22 protein-coding genes are annotated in these 24,103 nt (G+C 70.4%); 12 read left to right on the plus strand and 10 right to left on the minus strand.

Annotated elements, in window-relative coordinates; all coding sequences use genetic code 11:
* Positions 1-227: 227 nt before the first annotated feature.
* From FLL47_RS20400 to cysN, 6 genes are all read left to right on the plus strand, one after another.
* Complete coding sequence (locus FLL47_RS20400) at positions 228-854, plus strand: 50S ribosomal protein L25/general stress protein Ctc (RefSeq protein WP_144122139.1); 627 nt, start codon at positions 228-230, stop codon at positions 852-854.
* 79 nt (positions 855-933) lie between these two features.
* Positions 934-1,527 (plus strand): aminoacyl-tRNA hydrolase, encoded by a 594-nt coding sequence (gene pth / locus FLL47_RS20405; protein ID WP_144122140.1) that lies wholly within the window; start codon positions 934-936, stop codon positions 1,525-1,527.
* Positions 1,528-1,642: 115 nt separating this feature from the next.
* Positions 1,643-3,286 (plus strand): sugar transferase, encoded by a 1,644-nt coding sequence (locus tag FLL47_RS20410; RefSeq protein WP_144122141.1) that lies wholly within the window; start codon positions 1,643-1,645, stop codon positions 3,284-3,286.
* Positions 3,286-4,065 carry a 3'(2'),5'-bisphosphate nucleotidase CysQ gene (locus FLL47_RS20415; RefSeq protein WP_144122142.1) on the plus strand — a complete coding sequence of 260 codons (780 nt, stop codon included), beginning with the start codon at positions 3,286-3,288 and terminating at the stop codon, positions 4,063-4,065. The genes FLL47_RS20410 and FLL47_RS20415 overlap by 1 nt, the downstream gene beginning before the upstream one ends.
* A 61-nt stretch (positions 4,066-4,126) precedes the next feature.
* On the plus strand, positions 4,127-5,053 hold the full coding sequence (gene cysD, locus FLL47_RS20420) for a sulfate adenylyltransferase subunit CysD (protein WP_144122143.1): 927 nt from the start codon (positions 4,127-4,129) through the stop codon (positions 5,051-5,053).
* Positions 5,053-6,354, plus strand: coding sequence for a sulfate adenylyltransferase subunit CysN (cysN, locus tag FLL47_RS20425; protein ID WP_144122144.1), 1,302 nt, complete (start codon positions 5,053-5,055; stop codon positions 6,352-6,354). The genes cysD and cysN overlap by 1 nt, the downstream gene beginning before the upstream one ends.
* A 186-nt stretch (positions 6,355-6,540) precedes the next feature.
* Here the strand turns inward: cysN and FLL47_RS20430 are convergent, their stop codons facing one another.
* From FLL47_RS20430 to galE, 4 genes are all read right to left on the minus strand, one after another.
* A complete protein-coding gene (locus FLL47_RS20430; RefSeq protein WP_144122145.1) occupies positions 6,541-6,984 on the minus strand; it encodes a GNAT family N-acetyltransferase in 444 nt (147 codons plus the stop codon).
* Entirely contained in the window at positions 6,981-8,372 is a 1,392-nt protein-coding gene (locus FLL47_RS20435; protein ID WP_144122146.1) for an SPFH domain-containing protein, read from the minus strand. Before FLL47_RS20435 ends, FLL47_RS20430 begins: the two co-directional genes overlap by 4 nt.
* Before the next feature lie 451 nt (positions 8,373-8,823).
* Positions 8,824-9,900: a galactokinase gene (gene galK / locus FLL47_RS20440; protein WP_144122366.1), complete on the minus strand. Its 1,077-nt coding sequence runs from the start codon at positions 9,898-9,900 to the stop codon at positions 8,824-8,826.
* 5 nt (positions 9,901-9,905) lie between these two features.
* Complete coding sequence (gene galE, locus FLL47_RS20445) at positions 9,906-10,880, minus strand: UDP-glucose 4-epimerase GalE (protein WP_144122147.1); 975 nt, start codon at positions 10,878-10,880, stop codon at positions 9,906-9,908.
* A 227-nt stretch (positions 10,881-11,107) separates the two neighbouring features.
* Here galE and FLL47_RS20450 point away from each other — a divergent pair, with 227 nt between their 5' ends.
* Positions 11,108-12,094, plus strand: coding sequence for a hemolysin family protein (locus FLL47_RS20450; RefSeq protein ID WP_425457734.1), 987 nt, complete (start codon positions 11,108-11,110; stop codon positions 12,092-12,094).
* Positions 12,095-12,178: 84 nt separating this feature from the next.
* On the opposite strand, the gene FLL47_RS43675 is transcribed toward FLL47_RS20450, so the two are convergent.
* Positions 12,179-13,600 (minus strand): sigma-70 family RNA polymerase sigma factor, encoded by a 1,422-nt coding sequence (locus FLL47_RS43675; protein ID WP_222106123.1) that lies wholly within the window; start codon positions 13,598-13,600, stop codon positions 12,179-12,181.
* A 101-nt stretch (positions 13,601-13,701) separates the two neighbouring features.
* Between FLL47_RS43675 and trpS the strand changes: the two genes are divergently transcribed.
* A complete protein-coding gene (trpS, locus tag FLL47_RS20460; RefSeq protein ID WP_144122148.1) occupies positions 13,702-14,733 on the plus strand; it encodes a tryptophan--tRNA ligase in 1,032 nt (343 codons plus the stop codon).
* Between the two features lie 67 nt (positions 14,734-14,800).
* Positions 14,801-15,334, plus strand: coding sequence for a 2'-5' RNA ligase family protein (locus FLL47_RS20465; RefSeq protein WP_425457735.1), 534 nt, complete (start codon positions 14,801-14,803; stop codon positions 15,332-15,334).
* Positions 15,335-15,485: 151 nt separating this feature from the next.
* On the opposite strand, the gene FLL47_RS20470 is transcribed toward FLL47_RS20465, so the two are convergent.
* The 5 genes from FLL47_RS20470 to FLL47_RS20485 form a co-directional block, all read right to left on the minus strand.
* Positions 15,486-15,905: a hypothetical protein gene (locus FLL47_RS20470; RefSeq protein ID WP_144122150.1), complete on the minus strand. Its 420-nt coding sequence runs from the start codon at positions 15,903-15,905 to the stop codon at positions 15,486-15,488.
* A gap of 7 nt (positions 15,906-15,912) precedes the next feature.
* Positions 15,913-16,983 carry a YihY/virulence factor BrkB family protein gene (locus FLL47_RS20475; protein WP_144122151.1) on the minus strand — a complete coding sequence of 357 codons (1,071 nt, stop codon included), beginning with the start codon at positions 16,981-16,983 and terminating at the stop codon, positions 15,913-15,915.
* A 131-nt stretch (positions 16,984-17,114) separates the two neighbouring features.
* On the minus strand, positions 17,115-18,719 hold the full coding sequence (locus tag FLL47_RS20480) for a glycoside hydrolase family 13 protein (protein WP_246158367.1): 1,605 nt from the start codon (positions 18,717-18,719) through the stop codon (positions 17,115-17,117).
* Positions 18,710-18,907, minus strand: coding sequence for a hypothetical protein (locus tag FLL47_RS44130; protein ID WP_246158389.1), 198 nt, complete (start codon positions 18,905-18,907; stop codon positions 18,710-18,712). The genes FLL47_RS20480 and FLL47_RS44130 overlap by 10 nt, the downstream gene beginning before the upstream one ends.
* A 139-nt stretch (positions 18,908-19,046) precedes the next feature.
* Complete coding sequence (locus tag FLL47_RS20485; RefSeq protein ID WP_144122153.1) at positions 19,047-20,063, minus strand: LacI family DNA-binding transcriptional regulator; 1,017 nt, start codon at positions 20,061-20,063, stop codon at positions 19,047-19,049.
* 264 nt (positions 20,064-20,327) lie between these two features.
* Here FLL47_RS20485 and FLL47_RS20490 point away from each other — a divergent pair, with 264 nt between their 5' ends.
* The 3 genes from FLL47_RS20490 to FLL47_RS20500 are packed head-to-tail and all read left to right on the plus strand — an operon-like array spanning position 20,328 to position 24,073.
* Positions 20,328-21,578, plus strand: a complete 1,251-nt coding sequence (locus FLL47_RS20490; RefSeq protein ID WP_144122154.1) for a sugar ABC transporter substrate-binding protein — start codon at positions 20,328-20,330, stop codon at positions 21,576-21,578.
* 9 nt (positions 21,579-21,587) lie between these two features.
* Positions 21,588-23,228: an ABC transporter permease subunit gene (locus FLL47_RS20495; RefSeq protein WP_144122155.1), complete on the plus strand. Its 1,641-nt coding sequence runs from the start codon at positions 21,588-21,590 to the stop codon at positions 23,226-23,228.
* Entirely contained in the window at positions 23,225-24,073 is an 849-nt protein-coding gene (locus tag FLL47_RS20500) for a sugar ABC transporter permease (protein ID WP_144122156.1), read from the plus strand. Before FLL47_RS20495 ends, FLL47_RS20500 begins: the two co-directional genes overlap by 4 nt.
* Positions 24,074-24,103 lie beyond the last annotated feature (30 nt).

Consider the following 24,103-nt stretch of genomic DNA (forward strand, 5'->3'; position numbering starts at 1 on the left):
TGGGCGCAGCCCTCGCCGATAAACCGGGAGCAGGGGTGACATGGGCCGCCCCGCCGGGGATCACCGAAAGTGATCGGGTACAGTAATCGGGTTGCCACGGCGAGGGTGCCCTGCGGGTCGAAAAGCCTGTTGATGGCGCCGTGATCGACGCGGTGCTCCGGGTCATGTTACCCCGCGCGCCCTCGTTCGCTCGGCCTGACAGAGACCCGTTGAGCAGGAGATGAATCGTGTCTGAAGTTAAGATCAGCGCCGAGCCGCGTACCGAGTTCGGCAAGGGTGGCGCCCGTCGCACCCGTCGTCTGGGCCTCGTGCCCGCCGTCATCTACGGCCACGGTGAGGCCCCGCGCCACATCGCGGTGCCCGCCCGCGAGTTCGCCGCCGCCATCCGCCACGGCGGCATCAACACCGTCTTCGAGCTCGTCTCGCCCGACGGCACCAAGACCCTGGCGCTGCCGAAGGCCATCCAGCGCGACCCGCTGAAGGACACCTTCGAGCACATCGACATGATCATCGTCAAGCGCGGCGAGCAGGTCACCGTCGACGTGCCGGTGCACCTGGTCGGCGAGGCCGCCAAGGGCACGCTGGTCATGCACGAGCACGACAAGATCTCCATCATCGCCGAGGCGCTGCACCTGCCGGAGTTCGTCGAGGTCTCCATCGAGGGCCTCGAGGCCGGTGCGCACATCACCGCCGGTGACATCACCCTGCCGAAGGGCTCCCAGCTGGCTGTCGACGCCGACACCATGGTCGCCGTGGTGAACGCGGCCCCGACCGCCGAGCAGCTCGAGGGCGAGACCGCCGAGGCACCCGAGGCCGCCGAGGCCGAGGCCGAGGCCGTGTCCGCCCAGGCCTGATCGCTTTAGCGTTCGACCGTGGCGTCCTTCATGCTGTAAGAGCATGAAGGACGCCACGAGCGTATTCAGGGGAGTGTGCATGGAGCAGGCCGCACCGTGGCTGATCATGGGCCTGGGCAATCCGGGGACGCAGTACGCAGGCAACCGGCACAACGTCGGGTTCTTCATCGCCGACCTGCTGGCCGAACGCACGGGCGTGAAGTTCGGCCGGCACCGCAAGGCCGTCGCCGACGTCGCCGAGGCCCGGCTCGGGTTCGGTGTGGACGCGCCGCGCCTGATCCTGGTGAAGCCGCTGACCTACATGAACCTGTCCGGCGGTCCCGCCGCGGCGCTGAGCCAGTTCTACAAGGTGCCGCCCGAGCAGATCATCGCCGTGCACGACGAGCTGGACATCCCGTACGGACAGCTGCGGCTGAAGGTGGGCGGCGGCGAGGGCGGCCACAACGGGCTGCGCTCGATGACCAAGTCGCTGGCCACCAAGGAGTATCTGCGGGTGCGGTTCGGCGTGGGCCGCCCGCCCGGCCGCCAGGACCCCGCCGACTACGTGCTGTCCGACTTCTCCGCCGCCGAACGCAAGGAACTCGACTTCCTGGTGGACCGGGCGGCGGACGCGGTCGAGGCGATCGTCAAGGGCGGTCTGGCCGCGGCGCAGCAGACGTACCACACCGCCTGATCCCCGACAGCCGGCCGCCGTCACATTTGCCGCATTCTCGCGTTGTAACCGTCAGGCGCACCTGCCAGCCCGTTTCCGCAGGTCGGTGTCGCCGGGTAGGTGACGGGGGGCATTCATGGAGCAGCGCCGAGACGACGATCGGCGCGGCCCACGGCCCTACCCGCAGCGACACCGGCACATCGACGCCTCGGGTGCGCTCTCCTATACCGCCACCCCCACGCCCGCGGGCCCGGCGCCGTTCAGCCCCGCGCCGGTGGGCCTGGTCGCGGTACGCCCGCAGACGCCGCAGCACCGGCCCGCCGCGAGCCGCCGCCCACTGCACCGGGGCAGCACCCACATCGGCCTGCCGATGCGCGTGCTCGACCGCCGCAAGGGCTGGGAGCAGCGATACCTGCGCACCCTGCTCGGCTCGGACCTGCTCGTCGGCGCGGCCGCCGGTGTGCTCGTCTACATGCTGCGCTTCGGCACCTCGATCACCCCGTACACCAGCACGTACGCCCTGCTGTCGCTGGCGCTGCCGTTCGCGCTGCTCGCGTCGCTGTCGCTGACCCGGGCCTACGACAAGCGCTACCTGTACGTGGGCACGCAGGAGTACGACCGGGTCATGCGCGGCGGGCTGTGGCTGATCGCGACCGCGGCCGTCGGCTCGTACGCCCTGGAGCTGCCCACCGCCCGCTCGTACGTGCTCATCGCGCTCCCGGCCGCCACCGGGACGCTCGTGCTGACCCGGTTCGCGATCCGCAAGCGGCTGCACCGGCGCCGCGAGCGCGGCGACTGCCTGCGCCGGACCATCGTGGTCGGGCACGAGCTGGCCATCATCGGCCTGACCAGGCAGCTGTGCCGCGAACGCTTCCACGGCCTGGAGGTCGTCGGCGCGTGCGTGCCGCGGGGCAGCGACGGCCGCGTCGGCCTGCCGGTGTACGGCACCTTCGACGACGTCGCGCCGGCCGTGCGGGCCGCGGGCGCGGACACCGTGATCGTGCTCAGCTGCCCCGAGCTCGACGGGCACGCGCTGCGCCGGATGGCCTGGCAGCTGGAGCGCGACGAGATCGACCTGATCGTGGCCAGCGCCCTGATCGACGTGGCCGGCGGCCGCACCACCATCCGCCCGGTGGACGGGCTGCCGATGTTGCACGTGGAACATCCGCGGCTGTCCGGCGGCAGCCGGGTGATGAAGGAGCTGATGGACCGGGCCGGGGCGGCGCTGCTGCTGGTGATGTCCGCGCCGCTGCTGCTGGTGACCGCGATGGCGCTGCGCATCGACTCCCAGGGGCCGGCTCTGTTCAAGCAGGTACGAGTCGGCAGGGACGGCCGCGAATTCGTCATCTACAAGTTCCGTACCATGTACACCGATGCCGAAGCGCGGCTGGCCGAGCTGAAGCATCTCAACGAGCACGACGGAGTGCTGTTCAAGATCCGGGATGATCCGCGGGTGACCGCGATGGGCAAATGGATGCGCCGCTATTCGCTGGACGAGCTGCCGCAGTTGCTGAACGTGCTGCTGGGGCAGATGTCGCTGGTGGGGCCCCGGCCGCCGTTGCCCTGCGAGGTCGCCGCGTACGCCGACGACGTACGGCGCAGGCTGGCGGTGAAGCCCGGAATGACAGGACTCTGGCAGGTCTCCGGGCGATCCGACCTGCCGTGGGAGGAGGCGGTCCGGTTGGATCTCCGCTATGTCGAGAACTGGTCGATGTCCATGGATCTGCTCATTCTCCTGCGTACGCTGACCGCCGTCGCCCGTAGCTCTGGAGCGTACTGATGCCCCCGGTGGAAGACGGCGCGTTCGCCGTATGGCTGGCCCGACAGGCCGGCGACCTGCTGCTCGCCCTGCGTGACGAACTCGGTTTCGACGACCCGGCGGGCCTGCGGGCCGCCGGTGACAAGCGCTCGCACGACCTGCTCATGACCCAACTGGCCCGCTGGCGGCCCGCCGACGCGGTGCTGTCCGAGGAGGGCGTGGACGACCCCGTCCGGCTCACCGCCAACCGACTGTGGATCATCGACCCGCTCGACGGCACCCGCGAGTTCGGCGAGCAGGGCCGCGCCGACTGGGCCGTGCACGTCGCGCTGTGGCGGCGTACCGGGCAGACCACGGGCGTGCTCGCCGCGGGAGCCGTCGGCCTGCCCGCGCAGCAGCGCGTACTCGGCAGCGTGCCGGCCGCGCCGTACCCGCCGCTGTCCCCGCAGGTCGCCGCCGGCGGCCCGATCCGCATCGCGACCAGCCGTACCCGCCCGCCGGCGTTCCTGGCCGCGGTGGCCGAGCAGGTCGGCGCGCAGCTGGTGCCGATGGGCTCGGCCGGCGCCAAGATCGCGGCCGTGGTCACCGGCGAGGTCGACGCCTACATCCACGGCGGCGGCCAGTACGAGTGGGACTCGGCGGCCCCGGTCGCCGTCGCCGCCGCGGCGGGCCTGCACACCTCGCGCATCGACGGCTCGCCGCTGGTCTACAACCAGTCGGACGCGAGCCTGCCCGATCTGATCGTCTGCCGCCGCGATCTGGCCGCTGACCTGTTGTCGGCCGTGTCACAGCATTCTTGATCGGCAAGCGCGACCGCGTGTACGGTAGATTCCCGAGTAATTCACTAGGAAAGGTCTGGATATGATCCAGCCTGCGTCTGAGCAGCCGGCTGCGTACCGGGTCTCCCACCTCGACGCTCTCGAAGCCGAGAGTGTCTTCGTGATGCGGGAGGTGGTGGCGGAGTTCGAGCGTCCGGTGCTGCTGTTCTCGGGTGGCAAGGATTCGATCGTGATGCTGCGCCTGGCGCAGAAGGCGTTCGCTCCGGGCCGGATCCCTTTCCCGGTGATGCATGTCGACACCGGTCACAACTTCCCCGAGGTGCTCGAATACCGCGACCGCCGGGTGCAGGAACTCGGCCTGCAGTTGATCGTGGCATCGGTGCCGGAGGCGATCGCGAACGGTCTGGTCACCGAGCCGGCGGGTGGTTCGCGCAACCGGATCCAGACGCCGGTGCTGCTCGACGCGGTGGACAAGTACCGGTTCGATGCGCTGTTCGGCGGCGCGCGCCGGGATGAGGAGAAGGCCCGCGCCAAGGAGCGGGTCTTCAGCTTCCGGGACGAGTTCGGGCAGTGGGACCCGAAGAACCAGCGTCCTGAGCTGTGGTCGCTCTACAACGGGCGGCATCACCCCGGTGAGTCGATCCGGGTGTTCCCGTTGTCGAACTGGACCGAGCTGGACATCTGGCACTACATCGCGCGGGAGGCGATCCCGCTGCCGTCGATCTACTACGCGCACGAGCGCGAGGTCGTGTCCCGCGATGCCATGTTGTTCGCGGTCAACGAGTTCATCGCGGCCAAGCCGGGCGAGAACGTCTTCAAGGCCCGCGTGCGCTACCGCACCGTCGGTGACGCCACTCTGACGGCTGCGGTGGCATCCGAGGCGGACACGGTGGAGAAGGTGATCGCGGAGGTCGCCGCGACCCGGGTGACCGAGCGTGGCGCCACGCGCGGGGATGACAAGGTCAGTGAAGCGGCGATGGAAGACCGCAAGCGTGAGGGGTACTTCTGATGACCGCTGTTGCCGAGCCCACGACCGAGGCCGCCCGTCCCGAGGGCCGGGTCGATCTGCTGCGTTTCGCGACGGCGGGGTCGGTCGACGACGGTAAGTCGACGCTGATCGGCCGGCTGCTCTTCGACACGAAGTCGCTGTTCGAGGACCAGCTCGAAGCCGTCGAGGCCGTGTCCGCTGCGCGTGGTGACGAGTACACCAACCTGGCGCTGCTGACCGACGGCCTGCGGGCCGAGCGGGAACAGGGCATCACGATCGACGTCGCGTACCGCTACTTCGCGACCCCGCGGCGCAAGTTCATCATCGCGGACACCCCGGGGCACATCCAGTACACCCGCAACATGGTCACCGGCGCCTCGACCGCGGACCTGGCCCTGGTGCTGGTGGACGCGCGCAAGGGCATCGTGGAGCAGTCGCGGCGGCACGCGTTCCTGTGCTCGCTGCTGCGCGTGCCGCACCTGGTCCTGTGCGTCAACAAGATGGACCTGGTCGACTTCGACCAGGCCGTCTACGACCGCATCGTCGACGAGTTCACCTCGTTCGCGGCCAAACTCGACATCACCGATCTCGCGATCATCCCGATCAGCGCGCTCAACGGCGACAACATCGCCACCCGCAGCACCAACATGCCCTGGTACGAGGGTCCGTCGCTGCTGCACCACCTCGAGCACGTGCACATCGCGTCCGACCGCAACCTCGTCGACGTGCGCTTCCCCGTCCAGTACGTGATCCGGCCGCAGTCGACCGTCGTGACGGACTACCGCGGGTATGCCGGACAGGTCGCGTCGGGCATCCTCAAGCCCGGTGACGAGGTCATGGTCCTGCCCTCGGGGATGACCACGAGGATCGCCGGCATCGACACCGCCGACGGGCCCGTCGCCGAGGCGTTCCCGCCCATGAGCGTGACCGTGCGGCTCGAAGACGAGATCGACATCTCGCGCGGAGACATGATCTGCCGACCGCACAACGCGCCGACCCCGGCGCAGGACATCGAGGCGCTGGTCTGCTGGATGGACGACAAGCCGCTGACGGTCGGTGCCAAGTACGCGGTCAAGCACACGACCCGTACGGCCCGCGCGATCGTCAAGGGCCTGCAGTACCGCCTCGACGTCAACACCCTGCACCGCGACGAGACCGCCGGCCAGCTCGGCCTGAACGACATCGGCCGCATCCGGCTGCGCACCACGATCCCGCTGATGGCCGACGAATACCGCCGCAACCGCACCACCGGCGGGTTCATCATCATCGACGAGGCCACCAACCGCACCGTCGCCGCCGGCATGATCATCGAAGCCGCCTGACCAGGCAACACACCGCACCACGAAACCGCACCCGCCCGCCCGGGCAGGTGCGGTTTCGCGTATACACAGCCCTCACCCCCACCCCCGTCCGTGCAAGCTGCACTTTCGGGGAAAGTGCAGCTTGGGATGGCTGCTTTCGCGCACTTTCCCCGAAAGTGCAGCCGACCCTGTCCGCGACGGTCGGGGTCAGCCGTCGATCGTGTAGCTGACGTAGCCGTCGACCTCGTGGAAGCCGAGGTTGCGGTAGAGCGTGCGGGCGGCGGTGTTGTCGTGCTCGGTCTGGAGGGAGACTCGGCGGGCGTTCGCGGCGCGGGCGGCTGCCACGGCATGCGTCACCAGGGCCCGCGCGTGGCCGCTGCCCCGGTGCTCCGGCGGCACGTACAGGTCGCGGATCATCCAGAACGTGCCCAGCGTCAGCGACGCAGGCACCACCAGCACGGTGAGCAGGCCACACGGCCGCCCAGCGGTGAAGGCGGCACTGATCCGCAGCCCCGGTGAGCCCGCCTGCTCCTGCAGCCACTGCCGGGTCGCGCCGTATCCCCGCTGCTGTCCGTAGTGCGCCCGGTAGTCGTCGAACAGCTCCGCGACCGCGCCGAACGCCGCGTCGGACGGGCCCACCCAGGCGATCATCCGCGCGACACCGCCGACCGGATCGCGGTGACCGCGGCGGCCAGCTCTGCGACGATGCCGGCCAGGCTGCCGCCGTCCGCGCCGGACAGGTTGACCGTACGCAGCTCGTCCGGTTTCGGCAGCTTGGCGACGATCTCCGGCAGGCGCGCGATCAGCTCGGCTTGGACCGCCTCGGGTGAGCGCCCGTTGGCGATGTCCTGGCTGACCCGGTCGCGCTCCAGTTCCAGCAGCGCGGCGGCGTGCAGCTGCTCGGCGCGGTCGCGGGCGACGGCGAGATCGTGGTCCAGGGTGAGGCGCTGCAGTGTCTGCTCCAGCTCCAGGCGCAGCCGGCGCATCTCGGTCTCCTGCGCGTGCCGCTGCTGCTCCAGCTCCAGCTCGTGCAGGGTGGTCTCACTGGCCTGGCTGGCCAGCGCACGGGCGTCGGCCTGCTCGCGCTCGCCTCGGCGCAGCCGCTCGGCGGCGTCCCGGTCGAACGCGACCGCGGCGTTGCGGGCCTTGAGGTCGGCCAGCTCGCGGTCGTTCTCCAGGCGCTGCAACTGGTCCAGGCGCTGGGAGGCCAGCTCCCGGCCGGTGATGATCTCCTGCGCGCCCAGCTCCGCGAGCCGGGCGAGCTGGCCCTGCTCGGAGCGGAACGGCTTCTGCAGGTTCTCCCAGAGCCGCGCGGAGGTGACCACGGCCTCCTTGATCTGCACGGTGACGATGCGCAGGCCGAGGCCGGTGTCGCTGTCGCCAGCGCCCTGTGCTTCCTGATTCGACTCTGCGACGCCGCGCAGCCGGGCGGTCAGCTCCTCGATGATGGGCTGCTTGTCGCTGAGCACCTCGTGCACGCTCATGGTGGCGACCTTGTCCTTGATCGCCGCTTCGGCCTGCTCCTTCAGCTGGAGGTTGACCAGTCGCATCGGGTCGGAGGCGTCGCCGAAGTCGAGCTTGCGGTAGGCGGTGGCGATGTCCTGGACGATCCACTGGACGTACGCCTGGACGAGCACGCCCTGCAGTTCGCGGCAGATGCAGAAGGCGTTGAGCAGGATGGTCTGCATGGTGCCGGGCACCACGAGGTAGGAGTCGGTGGCCGACCGGTATCGGAACGACGTGCCGAGGCCCAGGTGCAGCGGCTTGTCGCGGCCGCGCCGGGTGTGCACGACGAACGCGTTCGGCGGGACGAGCACGGTCTTCCACGGGCCGAAGCCGGTGACGCGTACGTCGACGGCGGTGGGCGGGGTGGTCGCCGCCTCGGCGGCGCTGCGCCGGGCCCGGTTGCTGGTGTCGCCGCCACCGCCCGGTGCCGGGGCCTGGGCCATGGGGGCCTTCTTGACCCGCAGGTCCTGCTCGAGCTGTGCCGACTGGGCCACGACCTGGTCGAGGTAGACGTTGCGTTCCGCGGAAGCCATGCGCGGCATCCTGCCGCATGCCCGCAAGACCGTCCACTGTGGTGTCGGGAAGGACACCTTTGCCACCGTGGCGGAGCACGCCCGCATCTGCGGTGGCATGGCGGCGCACCGGACGACGAGCCGTCCTGGCTCACCTGCCCGGCGGTGCCGCGCGGTGGTACCTGCGAAGCGGCGTGGGGGGGTGGGGGGGGGGGGGGGGGGCCCCCCCCCCCCCGCCCGGGCGGGGGGTGGGGGGGGGGGGGGGGGGCCCGGCGCGCGGGGGCCCCCGCGCCCCCGGGGGCGGGGGCGCCGCCGGGTGCGCCCCCCTAACCGAGCACGCCGTGACGGGTTGTGGCCGCGTCGGGTCTGCCACGGGCGGTACGGTCGCCGGCGCTCAGGGCCGCTACGCAGGCCGAGTTAAGAAGGGCACCTTCTTCTACGCGGAGCGTTAAGAAGGTGCCCTTCCTTGCGCTCAGGACAGGCGGTGGGCGCCGGGGGAAGGGAGGGCGGTGAAGGTGGCAGGTGGGGTGAAGCCGCGGGCGGCGAAGGCGGCGGTGACCGCTTCGGCGACGGTGCCGGCCTTTTCGGCTTCGACCAGGGCCAGGACGCAGCCGCCGAAGCCGCCGCCGGTCATCCGGGCGCCGTACGCGCCGGCGGTCAGGGCCGTCTCGACGGCTTCGTCCACTTCGGGCACGGTGATCTCGAAGTCGTCGCGCATCGAGGCGTGCGAGGCGGTCATCAGCGGGCCGATCTCGCGCAGCCGGCCGTCGCGCAGCAGCGCGATGGTGTCGAGCACGCGGGCGTTCTCGGTGATGACGTGGCGGGAGCGGCGGATCAGCAGCTCGTCGTCCAACCGGGACAGGTCGTCCAGGGTAGCGTCGCGCAGCGCGGGCACGCCGAGCAGTGTCGCGGCCCGCTCGCAGGCGGCGCGGCGGGCGGCGTACTCGCCGTCGACGAGCTGGTGCGGGGCGCGGCTGTCGATGACGAGGATGGCCAGGCCCTGACCGGCCAGGTCCAGCGGGACGTGTTCGGTGGCCATGCTGCGGCAGTCGAGGAACAGCGCGTGGCCCTCGCGGCACAGCGTCGAGGCGGACTGGTCCATCACCCCGCAGGGCATGCCGACGTACACGTTCTCGGCGCGCTGGGCCAGCAGAGGCCGCTGCTCCAGTGGGATGTCGAGCCCGCCGAGGTCGGCCAGTGCCGACAGCACCGCGCATTCGAGGGCCGCGGACGAGGACAGCCCCGCGCCGCCGGGAACGTCGGAGTCGATGGACAGCCGCGCGCCGGGCACCTCGTGGCCGGCGTCGCGCAGCACCCAGACCACCGCGGCGACGTACGCGGCCCAGCCGGTGACCGGCTCGGACAGGTCGAAGCTGACCGTCTCGCCGGTCAGCGTCGAGGTGACGGTCCACTCCGGACGGTCGAGCCGGGCCGCGGTGACAACGGTCCGCTGCGGCAGCGCGAACGGCAGCACGAAGCCGTCGCAGTAGTCGGTGTGCTCGCCGATCAGGTTGATCCGGCCCGGCGCGGCCCATACACCCTGGTCCATGACCGTCACAGCCCGCTCCGGAAGAAGGTCCAGGCGTCGGCGACGATGTCGCGCAGGTCGGGCTTGACCGGGGTCCAGCCGAGCTCGGTGCGGGCCTTGTCCGACGAGGCGACCAGCTCGGCCGGGTCTCCGGGGCGGCGCGGGGCCATCTCCACCGGCAGCGGGTGCCCGGTGACCTCGCGGACCGCGTCGACGACCTCCTTGCAGGAGAAGCCGGTGCCGCTGCCGAGGTTGTAGATCCGATGCTCGCCGGGGCGGGCCGCCTCCAGCGCCAGCAGGTGGGCCTGGGCCAGGTCGCCGACGTGGATGTAGTCGCGGATGCAGGTGCCGTCGGCGGTCGGGTAGTCGTCGCCGAAGATGGCGAGCTTCTCCCGCTGCCCGGCCGCGACCTGGAGCGCGATCGGGATCAGGTGGGTCTCCGGGTCGTGCCGCTCACCGATCATCGAGCCATCCGGCAGCACCAGCGCGCCGGCCACGTTGAAGTAGCGCAGGCTGACCGCGGCCAGCTCATGGGCGTGCGCCTCGGAGGCGATGGCCAGGTCGACGGCGAGCTTGGTGGCGCCGTACGTGTTGACCGGCCTGGTGATCGCGGTCTCGGTCAGCGGCAGCTCGGACGGGTCGCCGTAGGTGGCCGCGGTGGAGGAGAACACCAGGCGCTTCACCCCGGCCGCGCGCATCGCGTCGAGCAGCGCCAGCGAGCCGACGGTGTTGTTGTCCCAGTGCAGCTCGGGCTGCGCCATCGACTCCCCGGCCGAGATCAGCCCGGCGAAGTGCAGCACCGCGTCGAACCCGGCCTCGGGGGTGAGCACGGTGGCGGCGTCGTGGATGCGCGCCTGGACGAGGCGGGCGCCCGCGGGCACCTGGGAGGCGTCGTTGCGGGACAGGTCGTCGAGCACGACGACCTCGTGGCCTGCGTCGACGAGCAGCCGCGCCACAGCGCTGCCGACGTATCCAGCGCCCCCGGTGACCAGTACCTTCATGTAAGACGCTCCTCGAACTGCTCGTGCGGGCCAGCGTAGCCCGCGCCGCGGCGGTAGTGTCGTATCGCTATCTCATCACATTCAAACATAAAGCAACAGGCTCCAACGTTCCCGGTGGGCTGCCGGCTTGCGCCGGACACCCGCGAAATCCCGGAAATCGCGGTGCCCGTGCTGGCCGTGGCGCTCGTCATGCGGGAACGGTTATCCGGGAACGCTAATATGCGCCCATGTCCGTGCCCCGGCAGAACACCCCCCGCCAGCGGGAGACCCATGGCCGCGAGCCGCGCCGTCGGGAGCCCCGGTTACGTCCGCCCGGGCGGATGGCCCGTGCCGTGGCACCGGCCATCGTACGGGCCGCCGACGCGCTCACCCGCTGGACGAGCCGGGTGCTGGGGGTCGAGGCGACCGCCGGGCGGGAGCAGATCACCGAGGCCGAGCTGCGCGAGCTGATCGCCGTGAACACCGCGCTGGACCCGGAGGAGCGGCACATCATCAGCAAGGCGCTGTCGCGCTCGGCGGCCACGCTGCGCGAGGTGATGGTGCCGCGTACCGAGGTGTGGTTCCTGGCGGTGGGCATGACGGTCGCGGAGGCGATCGCCGAGGCGCGCGAGGCCGGGCACACCCGCATGCCGATCGCGGACGGCAGCCATGACGACGTGGTGGGCTTCGTCCACCTGCGCGACCTGCTCTGGGACGAGCGGCCGGATCGCTCGGTGGGCGAGCTGTCCCGCGAGATCAAGAGGCTGCCCGCCAGCAAGCCGGTGCTCGCCGCGCTGTCGGAGATGCGGCGTGAGCGGCACACCATCGCCGTGGTCGTCGACGAGTACGGCGGCACCGCGGGCATCGTGACCCTCGAGGACCTGATCGAGGAACTGGTCGGGGAGATCCACGACGAGTACGACGACACCCCCGCCGCCCACACCCCGGGCGGCCCCGCGCCGGACGAGGTCGACGGCATGCTCAACCTCGCCGACTTCGCCGAGCGCACCGGCATCACGCTGCCCGCCGGCCCGTACGAGACGGTGGGCGGCTTCCTGATGAGCGCGCTGGGCCGGCTGCCCGCGGCCGGGGACAGCGCCACGCTGGAGGCCTACCGGCTGACTGTGCTGGCCCTCGACGGCCGCCGTGTCGCCCGGGTCCGGCTGACCCCGGTGGACCTGGGCCCGGTGGACCCGATCGGGGTGGACCCAGCCCCGCTGCCCGACCCAGCCTGACCGCGCGAGCGGCGGCCTCGGGGACCTGGCCCGGTCGGCGTGCCCGCGGCTACGCGCGCCGAGGCCGGGTGCCGGACCGCGAGGTCAGCGGATCGGCAGCTTGCGCCAGGTCAGGCCGTCCGTGGAGACGGCCACCCAGCCTGCGCGGAACAGGTCGAGCGCGACGTAGCCGTCGGACGTGGCGCGCAGCTCGCCCACCGTCGGCAGGCTGCCGCCCGCCGGGGCGAAGCTCACGCCGAGGTCGCCGCTGACGTAGAACCGGCTCTCCGGTCCGGCCACCAGGATCCGGCCGTCGGGCAGGTACACGGGCTCGCCGACGGAGGCGAAGGCGGCCCCGCCGGAGACGCGCACGGGCACGCGGCCCGCGTACACGGCGATGATCTTGTTGTCTTTCAGCGCGAAGGCGAGCACGTCCTCGCCGCGCAGGGTGGCGGTGATCCGATCGGCACCGGCCGCGCCGGCCAGCGGGTGCCGCTGCCACTGCTTGCCGTCGGCGGTCGAGGCGAGGTAGGCCGTCCCGCCGTCCAGACCGCCGACCCAGGACAGCCCGGACGGGGTGCGGCCGCGCGCGGCCCAGGTGACCGTGAAGCCCGGGTCGCCGGGCGGCGTGGGTGTCGTCGCGCCGGTGTCGGTCACGACCTGCCAGGTCTGGCCGCCGTCACCGGTGCGCGCGAAGGACGGCTCGCAGGTCGGCAGCTCGCGGCTGGTGCAGGCGGTGCGCAGCCAGCCGGCCGCGCCGTCGAGCTCGAACTCGGTGATGAAACCGGGCACGTCGGGCGCGGTGGCCGGGTTGAAGATGCCGTTGATGACCAGGCCCGATCCGGTGTACACGGACGCGGGCGGCGCGGTGACCGCCGCGGTCGGCGAGTTGGCGGCCTGGTCCGGGGACAGCTGCGGCCGCCACGGCTGGAACAACCCGACGCTGGCGACCAGTAGCACCGCGGCGGCGCTCGCGGCCTGCGCCGTCCGGCGGCGGGTCTTGATCCGGCCCGCGCGGACCTGCACCTGGGCCAGCGGCGGGGCCTCGACGTCGTCGAGCAGCCCCCGCAGCGCGTCCCGGCCCCGGGAGAGCCGCGACTTGACCGTGCCCACGGGGACCTCCAGTAGTTCGGCGACCTCGTCCAGGGGCAGATCGGCGAGGTAGTGCAAGACGACGACCTCGCGGTACCGGCTCGGAATGGCAGCCAGCGCCGCGCGCAGATCGGTGTTGTCGGGCTCCGGCGCGGCCGCGGTCACCCGGGCCAGCGGCCGCTCCCGCAACAGGATGGTGTCCAGCAGCTGCCGCCGCCGCCAGCGGCGCCGCACGACATTGATCGCGACGGTACGCAGCCACGCCTCCGGCGCGTCCACATCGCTCAGGCCGTGCCGACGGGCCAGCGCCCGGGCGAAGGCCTCCTGAACGGCGTCCTGCGCCTCGGTCAGGTCCGTGGTGAAGGCGTAGACCTGCGCCACCAGCCGGCGGTACCCGACGTGGTACAGCTCACCCAGCTCGTCCTGCGCGGTCATGGTCTCCCCGGTCCCTCGTCTCGGCGACTCTAGTGAGTCCCGCCACCGGCTGCCGGTTCCCAGGTTCGTGGACGGATCATCCGGGTGGGAGAATGGCCCGCATGTCCTTCGACGCGACCCAGCACAGCAAGCCCCGGGTGCTCTCCGGGATCCAGCCGACCGGCGGCTCATACCACCTGGGCAACTACCTGGGCGCGGTGCGCAACTGGGTGGGCATGCAGGAGACGCACGACGCTTTCTACTGCGTGGTCGACCTGCACGCGATCACCGCCGGGCACGACCCGAAGCTGCTGCGCGAGCGCACCCGGGTCAGCGTCGCGCAGCTGCTGGCCGCGGGTCTCGACCCGGCCCGCTGCACGATCTTCGTGCAGTCGCACGTGCCCGAGCACGCGCAGCTGGGCTGGGTGATGAGCTGCATCACCGGCTTCGGCGAGGCCAGCCGGATGACCCAGTTCAAGGACAAGTCGAGCAAGCAGGGCGCGGAGCGGTCCAGCGTGGGCCTGTTCACGTACCCGATCCTGCAGGCCGCGGACATCCTGCTCTACCAGGCCGACTCGGTGCCGGTGGGCGAGGACCAGCGCCAGCACCTGGAGCTGACCCGGGACCTGGCAGGGCGGTTCAACACGCTGTTCGGCAAGACCTTCACGCTGCCGCAGCCGCACATCGTGAAGGAGACCGCCAAGATCCTCGACCTGCAGGATCCGAGCGCGAAGATGTCGAAGTCCGCGTCGACCACGAACGGCCTGATCGAGCTGCTGGAACCGGCCTCGAAGATCGCCAAGAAGATCAAGTCGGCGGTCACCGACACCGGCCGCGACATCATCTTCGACCCCGAGGCCAAGGCGGGCGTGAGCAACCTGCTGACCATCTACTCCGCGCTGTCCGGCCGCCCGATCCCCGAGCTGGTCGAGGCGTACGCCGGCAAGGGGTACGGTGACCTCAAGAAGGACCTCGCCGAGGTGGTGGTGGAGTTCGTGACGCCGTTCCAGCAGCGCACACAGGAGTATCTCGACGACCCCGCGCAACTGGACAAACTGCTGGTCATCGGTGCCGAGAAGGCCCGTACCGTCTCGGTGCGGACGCTGGCTACGGTTTACGACAAGATCGGATTCCTGCCGGCCGCAGGACGGTAGGAACTAGCTAGCACAGTTTGCCGGCCGCAGCGACGGGCAGTCTGGCGCCGCAGGCGCCAGGCAATTTTTGGAGGCGTCGGTGGAGCGCACCATCGGTATCGCGATCGGCATCCCGCAACCGTGGGGTGCCGAACTCGACGCGGCCCGCGCGTCCACCGGCGACCCGCTCGCGGCGCTGATCCCCTCGCACGTCACCCTGCTCGGCCCGACCATGCTGCCGGTCTCCGCCGACCTGGACCGCCGCCTCGACGAGCTGCTGCTGAGCGTGGCGGAGCAGAACGCCCCGTTCGCCATCCAGCTGCGCGGCACCGGCACCTTCCGGCCGGTCAGCCAGGTCGTGTTCGTCGCGCTGGCGACGGGCATCGGGGAGTGCGAGCAGCTGGCCGGCGGGATCCGCACCGGTCCGCTGGCCCGGGAGCTGGCGCATCCGTACCACCCGCACGTGACCATCGGGCACGACGTGCCGGGACCCGCGCTCGACGACGTCTTCGAGCGCATGGCCGACTACTCGGCCCGGTTCGAGGTCGGCCACTTCACCCGGTACGAGCACAACGGCAGCGGCAGCTGGCAGCCCATCCGCGACTACGCGCTGCGCGGCTGATCGTCGCCTCGCGCCGCTCCACCTCGCCAAGATCGCCTGCGGTTTCGGGGAAACTGCACGAACGATGACCTCGTTTCGTGCAGTTTCCCCGAAAGTGCACAGCAGAACGGCGCGTCGGGCGACAGGCCCGGCGGCCGTCGGCGGTGGCGGGTCAGGAGCCGGTGAGGCGGGCCGAGATGCGGGCGAAGCCGGCCTTCAGCTCGGCGGCGCTCGGGGCCTCGGCGATGTGGTCGTCGTGGTCGTGGTCATGGTCGTGCTCGTCGTCGTCCGTGTCGTCGTCGAGCACGTCGTCGATCTCGTCGGCCTCCTGCGCGGCCAGGTCCTGCGCGTTGGCGATCTCCGCGCGGATCTGATCCAGGGAGGTCGCCGGCAGCAGCGGTTCGACCACGGCCATCAGGTCCTCGTCGGCGACGACGTGCTGCGCGAGCGCGAGCGCGTGCGGACGCTCGTACGGCCCGCACACCACCGGCTCCCACTCCTCGTCGTCGTCGAGCGGCCCGAAGGTGATGATCCAGGGAAGGTCGAGCTGCGGCGCTCCGGCCGGCAGCTCCAAAGTCACGAGTGCACCCACCCGACCATCATCGAGCTTCACGATGCTTTTCGGGGGTCTTCCGGGTATCCGGCGCGTCGGAGTCGTCCGGACCCTCCAGCCGCGCGGCCCGGTCCGAGGCGTCGTCCTCGGTCTCCGCCTGCACCGCCTCGGCCTCGGCCTTGGCGATGTCGCCGGGCGGCACCCACTCCAGGTGGTGCTTGCGCGGGCGGCCCCAGGCCAGGTCGAACACCTTGCCGTTGGGGGAGGTGGCCGCGTAGGAGACCGCCCACAGCACGATCTGGTTGAACAGGTACAGGTACAGCAGCAGACCGACGGACGCGGCGACCGCGACGTACGCCGGGTTGTTCTCGGTGCGCTCGACGAAGTACTTGCCGACCGAGTTGAGCAGGGTGAGGCCGACCGCGATGATGCCGATCGCGGGCAGCAGCCGCCGGGGCGTCATGTGCACGCGCGGCAGCACCGTGATCAAGGCGAACCCGATCATCGCGTTGACCAGGAGCGTCACCGCGTAGACGGACACCTTCAGCCAGAACGCGCCGCTGGTGCCCGGCAGCAGGTCGAACAGCGTCGCCAGGCCGTCGATCGCGGTCAGCGAGATGCCCATCAGCAGGCCCAGCGCGATCAGCATGCCGAAGTCGGTCAGCCGCAGCACGAGGAAGTTGCCCGGGTGCTGGTCCAGCCCCCAGATCGCGCGCTGCGACGAGCGCCAGGCATCGACCCAGCCGATCCCGGCCAGCACCAGGCTGATCAGACCCACGGTGCCGATGGAACCGGCCGCGGTGCGCAGCTGCTCGGTGTTCATCGCCGGGAAGTACGTGGTGAGGAACTTGTCGACCTCGGCCACCAGGTCGGCGTCGCCGGAGAAGACCTTGACCAGCACCGCGTACGCCACCATGGCCAGCGCGAACGCGGCGAAGAAGGCGTAGTAGGCGATCGCCGCGGCCAGCCGCCCGGCCAGCACGTCGGCGTAGCGCTCCTTCATCCGCCACAGGTGGTCGAACGCGGCGGACCGCTTACGAGCCCGGTCCACCGACGCGTCATAACGGGCGCCGACGACCTCGGTCATCCGCTGCACCCAACCCACCACAGCCACCACCCCCTCATCCTCCCCGACCCCCGCACCACCCCGCCGCCCGATCCCCCACCAGCGTTGATCGATGCCCAAAAGGAAGGAAGGGCCCCTTCTCACCTATAAAGCGATGAGAAGGGGCCCTTCTTTTCACCAGGTCAGGCGGTGAGCCAGACGGTGGTGTCGGCGGGGATGCGGCCGTCTTCGTGGAGGGGGCCGCTGGACAGCAGGACGTCGCCGGTCAGGTTCAGCTCGGCCAGGTCGACGGCGCGGTCGGCGATGTTGACGACCACCACGACGCCGGGCTCGCGGACGAAGGCCAGCACACCCTCGGGCGCGTCCAGCCAGGTCAGCGTGCCGCCGCCGAGCGCGGGCAGCTCCTTGCGCAGGCGCAGCGCCGCGCGGTAGAAGTTCAGCGTCGAGTCCGGGTCGGACTCCTGCGCCTGCGCGGTCAGCGCCTCCCACTTCGCCGGCTGCGGCAGCCACGGCGTGCCCAGGCCGTCCGGGTTGAACCGGAAGCCCTCGGCCGCGGTGCCGCCCCACGGCAGCGGCACCCGGCAGCCGTCGCGGCTCTCCCCGGTGCGCTTGAACGACGGGTCCTCGCGCAGCTCGTCGGGCAGGTCGAGAACCTCGTTGAGGCCCAGCTCCTCGCCGTTGTAGAGGTACGCGGAGCCGGGCAGGGCCAGCATCAGCAGGGTGGCGGCGCGGGCCCGGCGCAGGCCCAGGTCACCGTCGCCGTAGCGGGTGACGTGGCGGAACTTGTCGTGGTTGGACAGCACCCAGGTGGTCGGCGCGCCGACCAGGGCGGCCTCGGCCAGCGACTTGTCGATGATGGTGCGGAACGACGACGGGTCGAAGTCGGCCATCATGAAGTCGAAGTTGAAGGCCTGGTGCAGCTCGTCGCGGCCGATGTAACGGGCCAGCCGCTCCGGGGACTCCACCCACGCCTCGGCCACGGCCATCCGGCCGCCCGGGTACTCGTCCAGGATGGGCCGCCACTCGCGGTAGATGTCGTGCACGCCGTCCTGGTCGAAGTACGGCAGGCGCTCGCTGCCGAGCATCTCGACCTGGCGGCCGCCCTCGTCGGAGGTGCGGCCCACCGACGGCAGGCCCGCCTCCTTGATCATGCCGTGCGCGACGTCGATCCGGAACCCGTCCACGCCCCGGTCCAGCCAGAACCGCAGCACGTCGCGGAACTCCGCACGCACCTCGGGGTTCTCCCAGTTCAGGTCGGGCTGCTCGGGGGCGAACAGGTGCAGGTACCACTGGCCGTCGGCCACCCGGGTCCAGGCCGGGCCGCCGAAGATGGACTCCCAGTCGTTGGGCGCCAGCTCGCCGTGCTCCCCCTGGCCCTCGCGGAACATGTACCGCTCGCGCTCGGCCGAGCCGGGCGCGGCCGCCAACGCCGCCTGGAACCAGGCGTGCTGGTCCGAGGAGTGGTTGGGAACCAGGTCGACGATGATCCGGATGCCCAGCGCGTGGGCGTCCTTCATCATGTCGTCGAAGTCGGACAGGGTGCCGAAGCGCGGGTCCACGTCGCGGTAGTCGGCGACGTCGTAGCCGCCGTCGGCCAGCGGCGAGGTGAAGAAGGGGCTCAGCCAGATCGCGTCGACGCCGAGTTCGCGCAGGTACGGCAGCTTGCCGCGCACGCCCTGCAGATCGCCGGTGCCGTCACCGTCGGCGTCGGCGAAGCTGCGCGGGTAGATCTGGTAGACGACGGCGTCACGCCACCAGTCGTCGTTTGCCTGCGTGGTCACTGGCAGTCCTTTCCAAGGGTGGCGCGTGAGCGGCTGCGCCGGCGGTCGGTCGTGAGGGGAGCAGGGCCGCGGCCGGTCGTGGAAGCCGCCGCAGCCGGCTGAGAGAGCGATTTCTCGCCGGCCGTGCCGGAGGCGCCGGACAGCAACAGGACCGCCGCGTCGATGACGGCGGCGGCGCGGCTGTTGCGGCGCATGTTTCCTCCAGGAGCGAGCGCTCGCGGGCTGAGCCGTGATGCTCAGGTGTGGCGCGAGACCCATGAAGGATGTCCTGCAAGTTGCGCAAGAGTCAAGCAGACGATTTCAGAAAGTTTCAATCGTCATACTGACGCTCAGTCACGCGCTATGGGCGGCCGTGGATCCCCGAACGACCAGCTCCGGTCGGAAAATGTACTCCGAGTGCGGCGCGGGGTGCCCCTTGATCTCGTCCACGAGTGCCCGTACGGCTGCCACGGCCATCGCCCGCACCGGCTGGCGCAGCGTGGTCATGGGCGGGTCGGTGAAGGCGATCAGCGGCGAGTCGTCGTAGCCGACCACCGAGACGTCCGTGGGCACCTGCAGGCCGCGCTGCCGCACCGCGCGGATCGCGCCCAGCGCCATCAGGTCCGAGCCGCAGACGAAACCGGTCACGCCCTTGTCCAGCAGACGCGACGCGGCCGCGTCGCCGCCCTCCACGCCGAACAGGGACAGCGAGATCATCTCGTCGATCTGCGCGTCGCTGAGGTTGAGCAGGCGGCGCATGCCGGCCCGGTAGCCCTCGATCTTGCGCTGCACCGGCAGGTAACGGTCCGGGCCGGAGATCAGGCCGATCCGTTTGTGGCCGAGTGCCACCAGGTGGGCCACGGCCAGCTCGCCGGCGGCCCGGTCGTCGCAGGAGATGAACGGCGCCTCGATGTTCTCGGCGTAGCCGTTGACCAGCACGATCGGCAGCGGCCGGGCAAGCAGCTTGCGGTAGCGCTCGGGGTCGCTGGTCGAGTCGGCGTGCAGGCCTGAGACGAAGACGATGCCGGAGACCTGCCGGTCGAGCAGCATCTCGACGTACTCGTCCTCGGTCACGCCGCCGGGGGTCTGGGTGCACAGCACCGGGGTGAAGCCCTGCTGAGCCAGGGTCGTCTCGATGATCTGGGCGAACGCCGGGAAGATCGGGTTGTCCAGCTCCGGCACCACCAGGCCGACCAGGCCCGCACTGCGCTTGCGCAGCCGGGCGGGGCGCTCGTAGCCCAGCACGTCGAGGGCGGTCAGCACGGCCTGCCGGGTGTCGGCGGAGACGCCGGGCCGGTCGTTCAGCACCCGGGAGACGGTGGCTTCGCTCACCTCCGCCTGCTGGGCGATGTCAGAGAGTCGTGCGCGCATGGCGGCACTCTAGCCGAAGACAGCCCGATGTTGATATGGGCACGTTGCAAGGTCTTCCATTGCTTGCAAAGGCTTGCTAACCTCCCGGCAACAAACTCCGTAACACGGATCACAACCCCGGCAACGGGGTGCTGTGGTGCGTCACCGATTCTGGAAGACCTTCCAGAACGGGGCGCGTCGACCCCTCTCGGCCGCCCGGGCGCGTGGATTAGCCCGAGCGGTCACCCCCGGGTCACCTGGGTGACCCTTCTCGAAGGAGTGCTCATGCGCATCCGTACCGCGGGTGTGATCGCCGCCGCCGGGCTGCTGATGCTCGGTGTCGCGGCTTGCGGCGGAACCAACGAGCCGGCCGCCACCCCCAGCAAGGACAAGGGCAACGGCAAGCTCGTGCTGTGGACCGACCCGACGCGTGCTCCCGTCCTCAAGCCGTTCGCCGAGGCGTTCGGCAAGGAGAACGGCGTGACGGTCGAGGTCAAGGAGATCAGCGAGAACCAGCAGCAGACCTTCATCACCGCCTCGCAGCAGGGCAGCGGCCCGGACATCATGGTCGGCGCGCACGACTGGATCGGCAACATGGTGCAGAACGGCGCCATCGACCCGGTGCAGCTGACCGCTGACCAGAAGGCCGCCTTCCACCCGAACGCGATCAAGGCCGTGACCTTCAACGGGCAGATCTACGGCGCGCCGTACGCGATGGAGAACGTGGCCCTGATCCGCAACACGGATCTGGTGCCCACCGCGCCCGCCACGATCGAGGACCTGATCAAGGCCGGCAAGGACCTCAAGGCCGCCAAGAAGGTCCAGGAGATCCTCTGCGTGCCGTTCGGTGCGGCCGGCGACGTGTACCACACGTACCCGCTGTTCTCGGCGGCCGGCGGCTCGCTGTTCGGCACCACCGCCTCCGGTGACCCGGACCCGTCCAAGGTCACGGTGAACACCCCCGAGTCGATCGCCGCGCTGGAGAAGATGAAGGCGCTCGGCGAGAAGGGCGAGGGCGCGATCAAGACCTCGATCGGCAACGAGAACGGCATCCCCAGCTTCGTGCAGAAGAAGTGCGCGTTCCTGATCTCCGGCCCGTGGTCGATGAACGACGTCAAGAAGGCCGGCTTCGGCTTCGACATCAGCGCGGTCCCCGGCTTCGCGGCCGGTGGCCAGGCCAAGCCGTTCCTCGGCGTGCAGGCGTTCTACGTCGCGGCCAAGGGCAAGAGCAAGGTGCTGGCCCAGGAGTTCGTGGCCAACTACGTCACCAACAAGGACGTGGCCCTGGCGCTGTACAAGGCCGACCCGCGCCCCGCGGCGCTGACCGCGGCCGCCGACGCCGTGAAGGCGCTGGACCCGAACGCGGAGAAGTTCGTGCAGGCCGGCGCCAACGGCATCCCGATGCCGGCCATCCCGGCCATGGGCGCGATCTGGGGCCCGATGGCCAACGCCGAGGTGGCGGTGGTCAAGGGCGGCGACGCCAAGACCGCGGCCGAGGCCGCAGCCAAGGCCATCACCGCCGAGATCAACAAGTAGTCCTGCCTCATGACCACTGAGGTGACGGGTGCGGGGAGCGCGAGCTCCCCGCACCCGGGGCCGTCCGGGCAGGCCCCCGACCAGCGCTCCCGGGGTGGGCGTCGCGGCGACGCGGAGCAGGTCCGCCGCACCCGCGAGCTGTCCACCGGCTTCATCGTGTCGCGTATCGCGGTGCTGGGCATCGTCGCCGCACTGCTGATCTACGCGCTCCCGCCGCTGATCCAGACCGAGGCCTGGACGGCCCTGGTCGTCGTCGGCGTGGTCACGGCGCTCGTCGCCTACCTCTACCTGACCCCGCGCCACATCCCGGCGAAGTACCTGGTGCCGGGCACGATCTTCCTGATCGCCTTCGCCATCGTGCCAATCGTGCTGACCTTCGTCACCGCCTTCACCAACTTCGGCGACGGGCACCGGGGCACCAAGGAAGAGGCGATCCGGGCCATCGAGACCAGCTCGGTGACCCAGGTGCCGGGCTCGCCGGAGTACTACCTGACCATCGCCGAGCGCGACGGCGAGATGGTGTTCCTGCTGGTCGACCCGGCCACCAAGGCCGTACAGGCGGGCACCGCCGCGGGCCTGACCCCGGTCGACGGGGCCGAGGTGTCGCTGACGGGCAAGGTGCTGACCGCCGCCGGGTACACCGTGATTCCGACCGCGCAGGCGGCCGAGCGCGATGCGGAGATCGCGGCGTTCTCGGTGCCGACCCCGGGTGGCGCGGTCAAGGCCACCGGCCTGAGCCGGGCCTTCGAGGGCAAGGCGGACAAGTCCTACGACGCGGCCTGCGACTGCGTCACCAGCCCCAGCGGCGGCAGGTGGGTCGCGGACGAGGTCGAGGGCTACTTCGTCGACGCCGAGGGCAAGCACCTCGACCAGGGCTGGAAGGTCGACGTCGGGTTCGCCAACTTCACCAAGGCGCTGACCGACCCGACCATCTCCGGGCACTTCCTCAACGTGCTGATCTGGAACTTCGTCTTCGCGCTCAGCGCGGTCGCGACGACGTTCGCGCTCGGCATGATCGTGGCGCTGGCGCTGCACTCGCCCCGGGTGCGCGGCACGAAGTTCTACCGGATCCTGCTGATCCTGCCGTACGCCATGCCGGGTTTCGCCATGCTGCTGATCTGGCGGGACATGTTCAACACCGACTTCGGGCTGATCAGCAAGCTGTTCGGGGTGCACGACTGGCTGGGCACGCCGACCACGGCACGGCTCGGGCTCATCGTGATCAACCTGTGGATGGGCTTCCCGTACATGTTCCTGGTGATCACGGGTGCGCTGCAGGCCGTGCCGCGGGAGCTGACCGATGCGGCCCGCATCGACGGCGCGTCCGCGTGGGCCGGGTTCCGGCGGGTCACCCTGCCGCTGGTGCTGGTGGCGCTGACCCCGCTGCTGATCTCCTCGTTCGGCTTCAACTTCAACAACTTCAACAACATCAAGCTGGTCACGAACGGCGGCCCGTACGCGATCGACAACAGCACCGTCGGCGCGACCGACCTGCTGATCAGCTACACGTACCGGGTCGCGGGCTTCGACTCCGGCGTGGCCGACTTCGGCTTCGCCGCGGCCATCTCGGTGTTCATCTTCGCGATCGTGGCCACGGTCTCCACTGTGGCGTTCTGGCGCAGCCGGGCGCAGGAGGAGGTGTACTCGTGATCAAGTGGCTCAGAGACGTCGGCTGGCGCTACGCGGTGGTGCTGGTGGTATGCGCGTTCGCGCTGTTCCCGGTGGTGTTCGTGGTGTCCGCCGCGATCAACCCGCTGGGCACGCTCGGCTCCACCGGGCTCATCCCGGAGGGTGCCAGCCTGAAGAACTTCGTCGACCTGCTGACCGGTGACCACCCGTTCACCAAGTGGTTCCTGAACTCGGTGATCATCGCGCTGATCTCGGCCTTCGCGGGTCTGCTGATCAGCGTGGCGGCGGCGTACGCCTTCAGCCGGATGCGGTTCCGGGGCCGCCGGGTGGGCCTGCTGTCCATCCTGCTCATCCAGATGTTCCCGCAGTTCCTGGCGATCGTGGCCATCTTCATCGTGTTCACCGAGGTCACCGAGCTGTACCCGGCGTTCGGCTTCAACAAGCCGTGGGGTCTGCTGGTGCTGTACCTGGGCGGCGCGCTGGGCGTGAACACGTACCTGATGAAGGGTTACCTGGACACGGTGCCCAAGGAGATCGACGAGTCGGCCACCATGGACGGCGCGTCGCATGTGCAGACCTTCTTCCGCATCATCCTGCCGCTGGTCGGCCCGGTGCTCGCGGTGACGGCGATGCTCTCCTTCATCGGCACCATCAACGAGTTCCTCATCGCCAACGTCTTCCTCCGCGACACCGAGGCCAAAACCCTGGCCGTCGGCATGTACGGCATGTTGACCGACAAACGCGACGCCAACTTCGGCATGTTCGCCGCCGCCACCCTCCTGACGGCGATCCCCACCGTCAGCCTCTTCCTCTGGCTCCAGAAGTACATCGTCAGCGGCCTGACCGCCGGCGCAGTCAAGGGCTGACCTTCCGCCGCGTTGATCATGAACTTATGG

Origin of the sequence: Catellatospora sichuanensis (genome assembly GCF_007483665.1) — a bacterium.
In the GTDB taxonomy this organism is placed as follows: Bacteria; Actinomycetota; Actinomycetes; order Mycobacteriales; family Micromonosporaceae; genus Catellatospora; species Catellatospora sichuanensis.

What these genes read in the sequence shown, in the direction of transcription:
- FLL47_RS20450 (WP_425457734.1), top strand. Translation starts at nt 11,108, where the DNA reads ATGTCCGTGCCCCGGCAGAACACCCCCCGCCAGCGGGAGACCCATGGC.
- FLL47_RS20430 (WP_144122145.1), bottom strand. Translation starts at nt 6,984, where the DNA reads ATGATCGCCTGGGTGGGCCCGTCCGACGCGGCGTTCGGCGCGGTCGCG.
- FLL47_RS20415 (WP_144122142.1), top strand. Translation starts at nt 3,286, where the DNA reads ATGCCCCCGGTGGAAGACGGCGCGTTCGCCGTATGGCTGGCCCGACAG.
- galK (WP_144122366.1), bottom strand. Translation starts at nt 9,900, where the DNA reads ATGGACCAGGGTGTATGGGCCGCGCCGGGCCGGATCAACCTGATCGGC.
- FLL47_RS20410 (WP_144122141.1), top strand. Translation starts at nt 1,643, where the DNA reads ATGGAGCAGCGCCGAGACGACGATCGGCGCGGCCCACGGCCCTACCCG.
- galE (WP_144122147.1), bottom strand. Translation starts at nt 10,880, where the DNA reads ATGAAGGTACTGGTCACCGGGGGCGCTGGATACGTCGGCAGCGCTGTG.
- cysD (WP_144122143.1), top strand. Translation starts at nt 4,127, where the DNA reads ATGATCCAGCCTGCGTCTGAGCAGCCGGCTGCGTACCGGGTCTCCCAC.
- FLL47_RS20435 (WP_144122146.1), bottom strand. Translation starts at nt 8,372, where the DNA reads ATGGCTTCCGCGGAACGCAACGTCTACCTCGACCAGGTCGTGGCCCAG.
- pth (WP_144122140.1), top strand. Translation starts at nt 934, where the DNA reads ATGGAGCAGGCCGCACCGTGGCTGATCATGGGCCTGGGCAATCCGGGG.
- FLL47_RS20495 (WP_144122155.1), top strand. Translation starts at nt 21,588, where the DNA reads ATGACCACTGAGGTGACGGGTGCGGGGAGCGCGAGCTCCCCGCACCCG.
- FLL47_RS20485 (WP_144122153.1), bottom strand. Translation starts at nt 20,063, where the DNA reads ATGCGCGCACGACTCTCTGACATCGCCCAGCAGGCGGAGGTGAGCGAA.
- cysN (WP_144122144.1), top strand. Translation starts at nt 5,053, where the DNA reads ATGACCGCTGTTGCCGAGCCCACGACCGAGGCCGCCCGTCCCGAGGGC.
- trpS (WP_144122148.1), top strand. Translation starts at nt 13,702, where the DNA reads ATGTCCTTCGACGCGACCCAGCACAGCAAGCCCCGGGTGCTCTCCGGG.
- FLL47_RS20490 (WP_144122154.1), top strand. Translation starts at nt 20,328, where the DNA reads ATGCGCATCCGTACCGCGGGTGTGATCGCCGCCGCCGGGCTGCTGATG.
- FLL47_RS43675 (WP_222106123.1), bottom strand. Translation starts at nt 13,600, where the DNA reads ATGACCGCGCAGGACGAGCTGGGTGAGCTGTACCACGTCGGGTACCGC.
- FLL47_RS44130 (WP_246158389.1), bottom strand. Translation starts at nt 18,907, where the DNA reads ATGCGCCGCAACAGCCGCGCCGCCGCCGTCATCGACGCGGCGGTCCTG.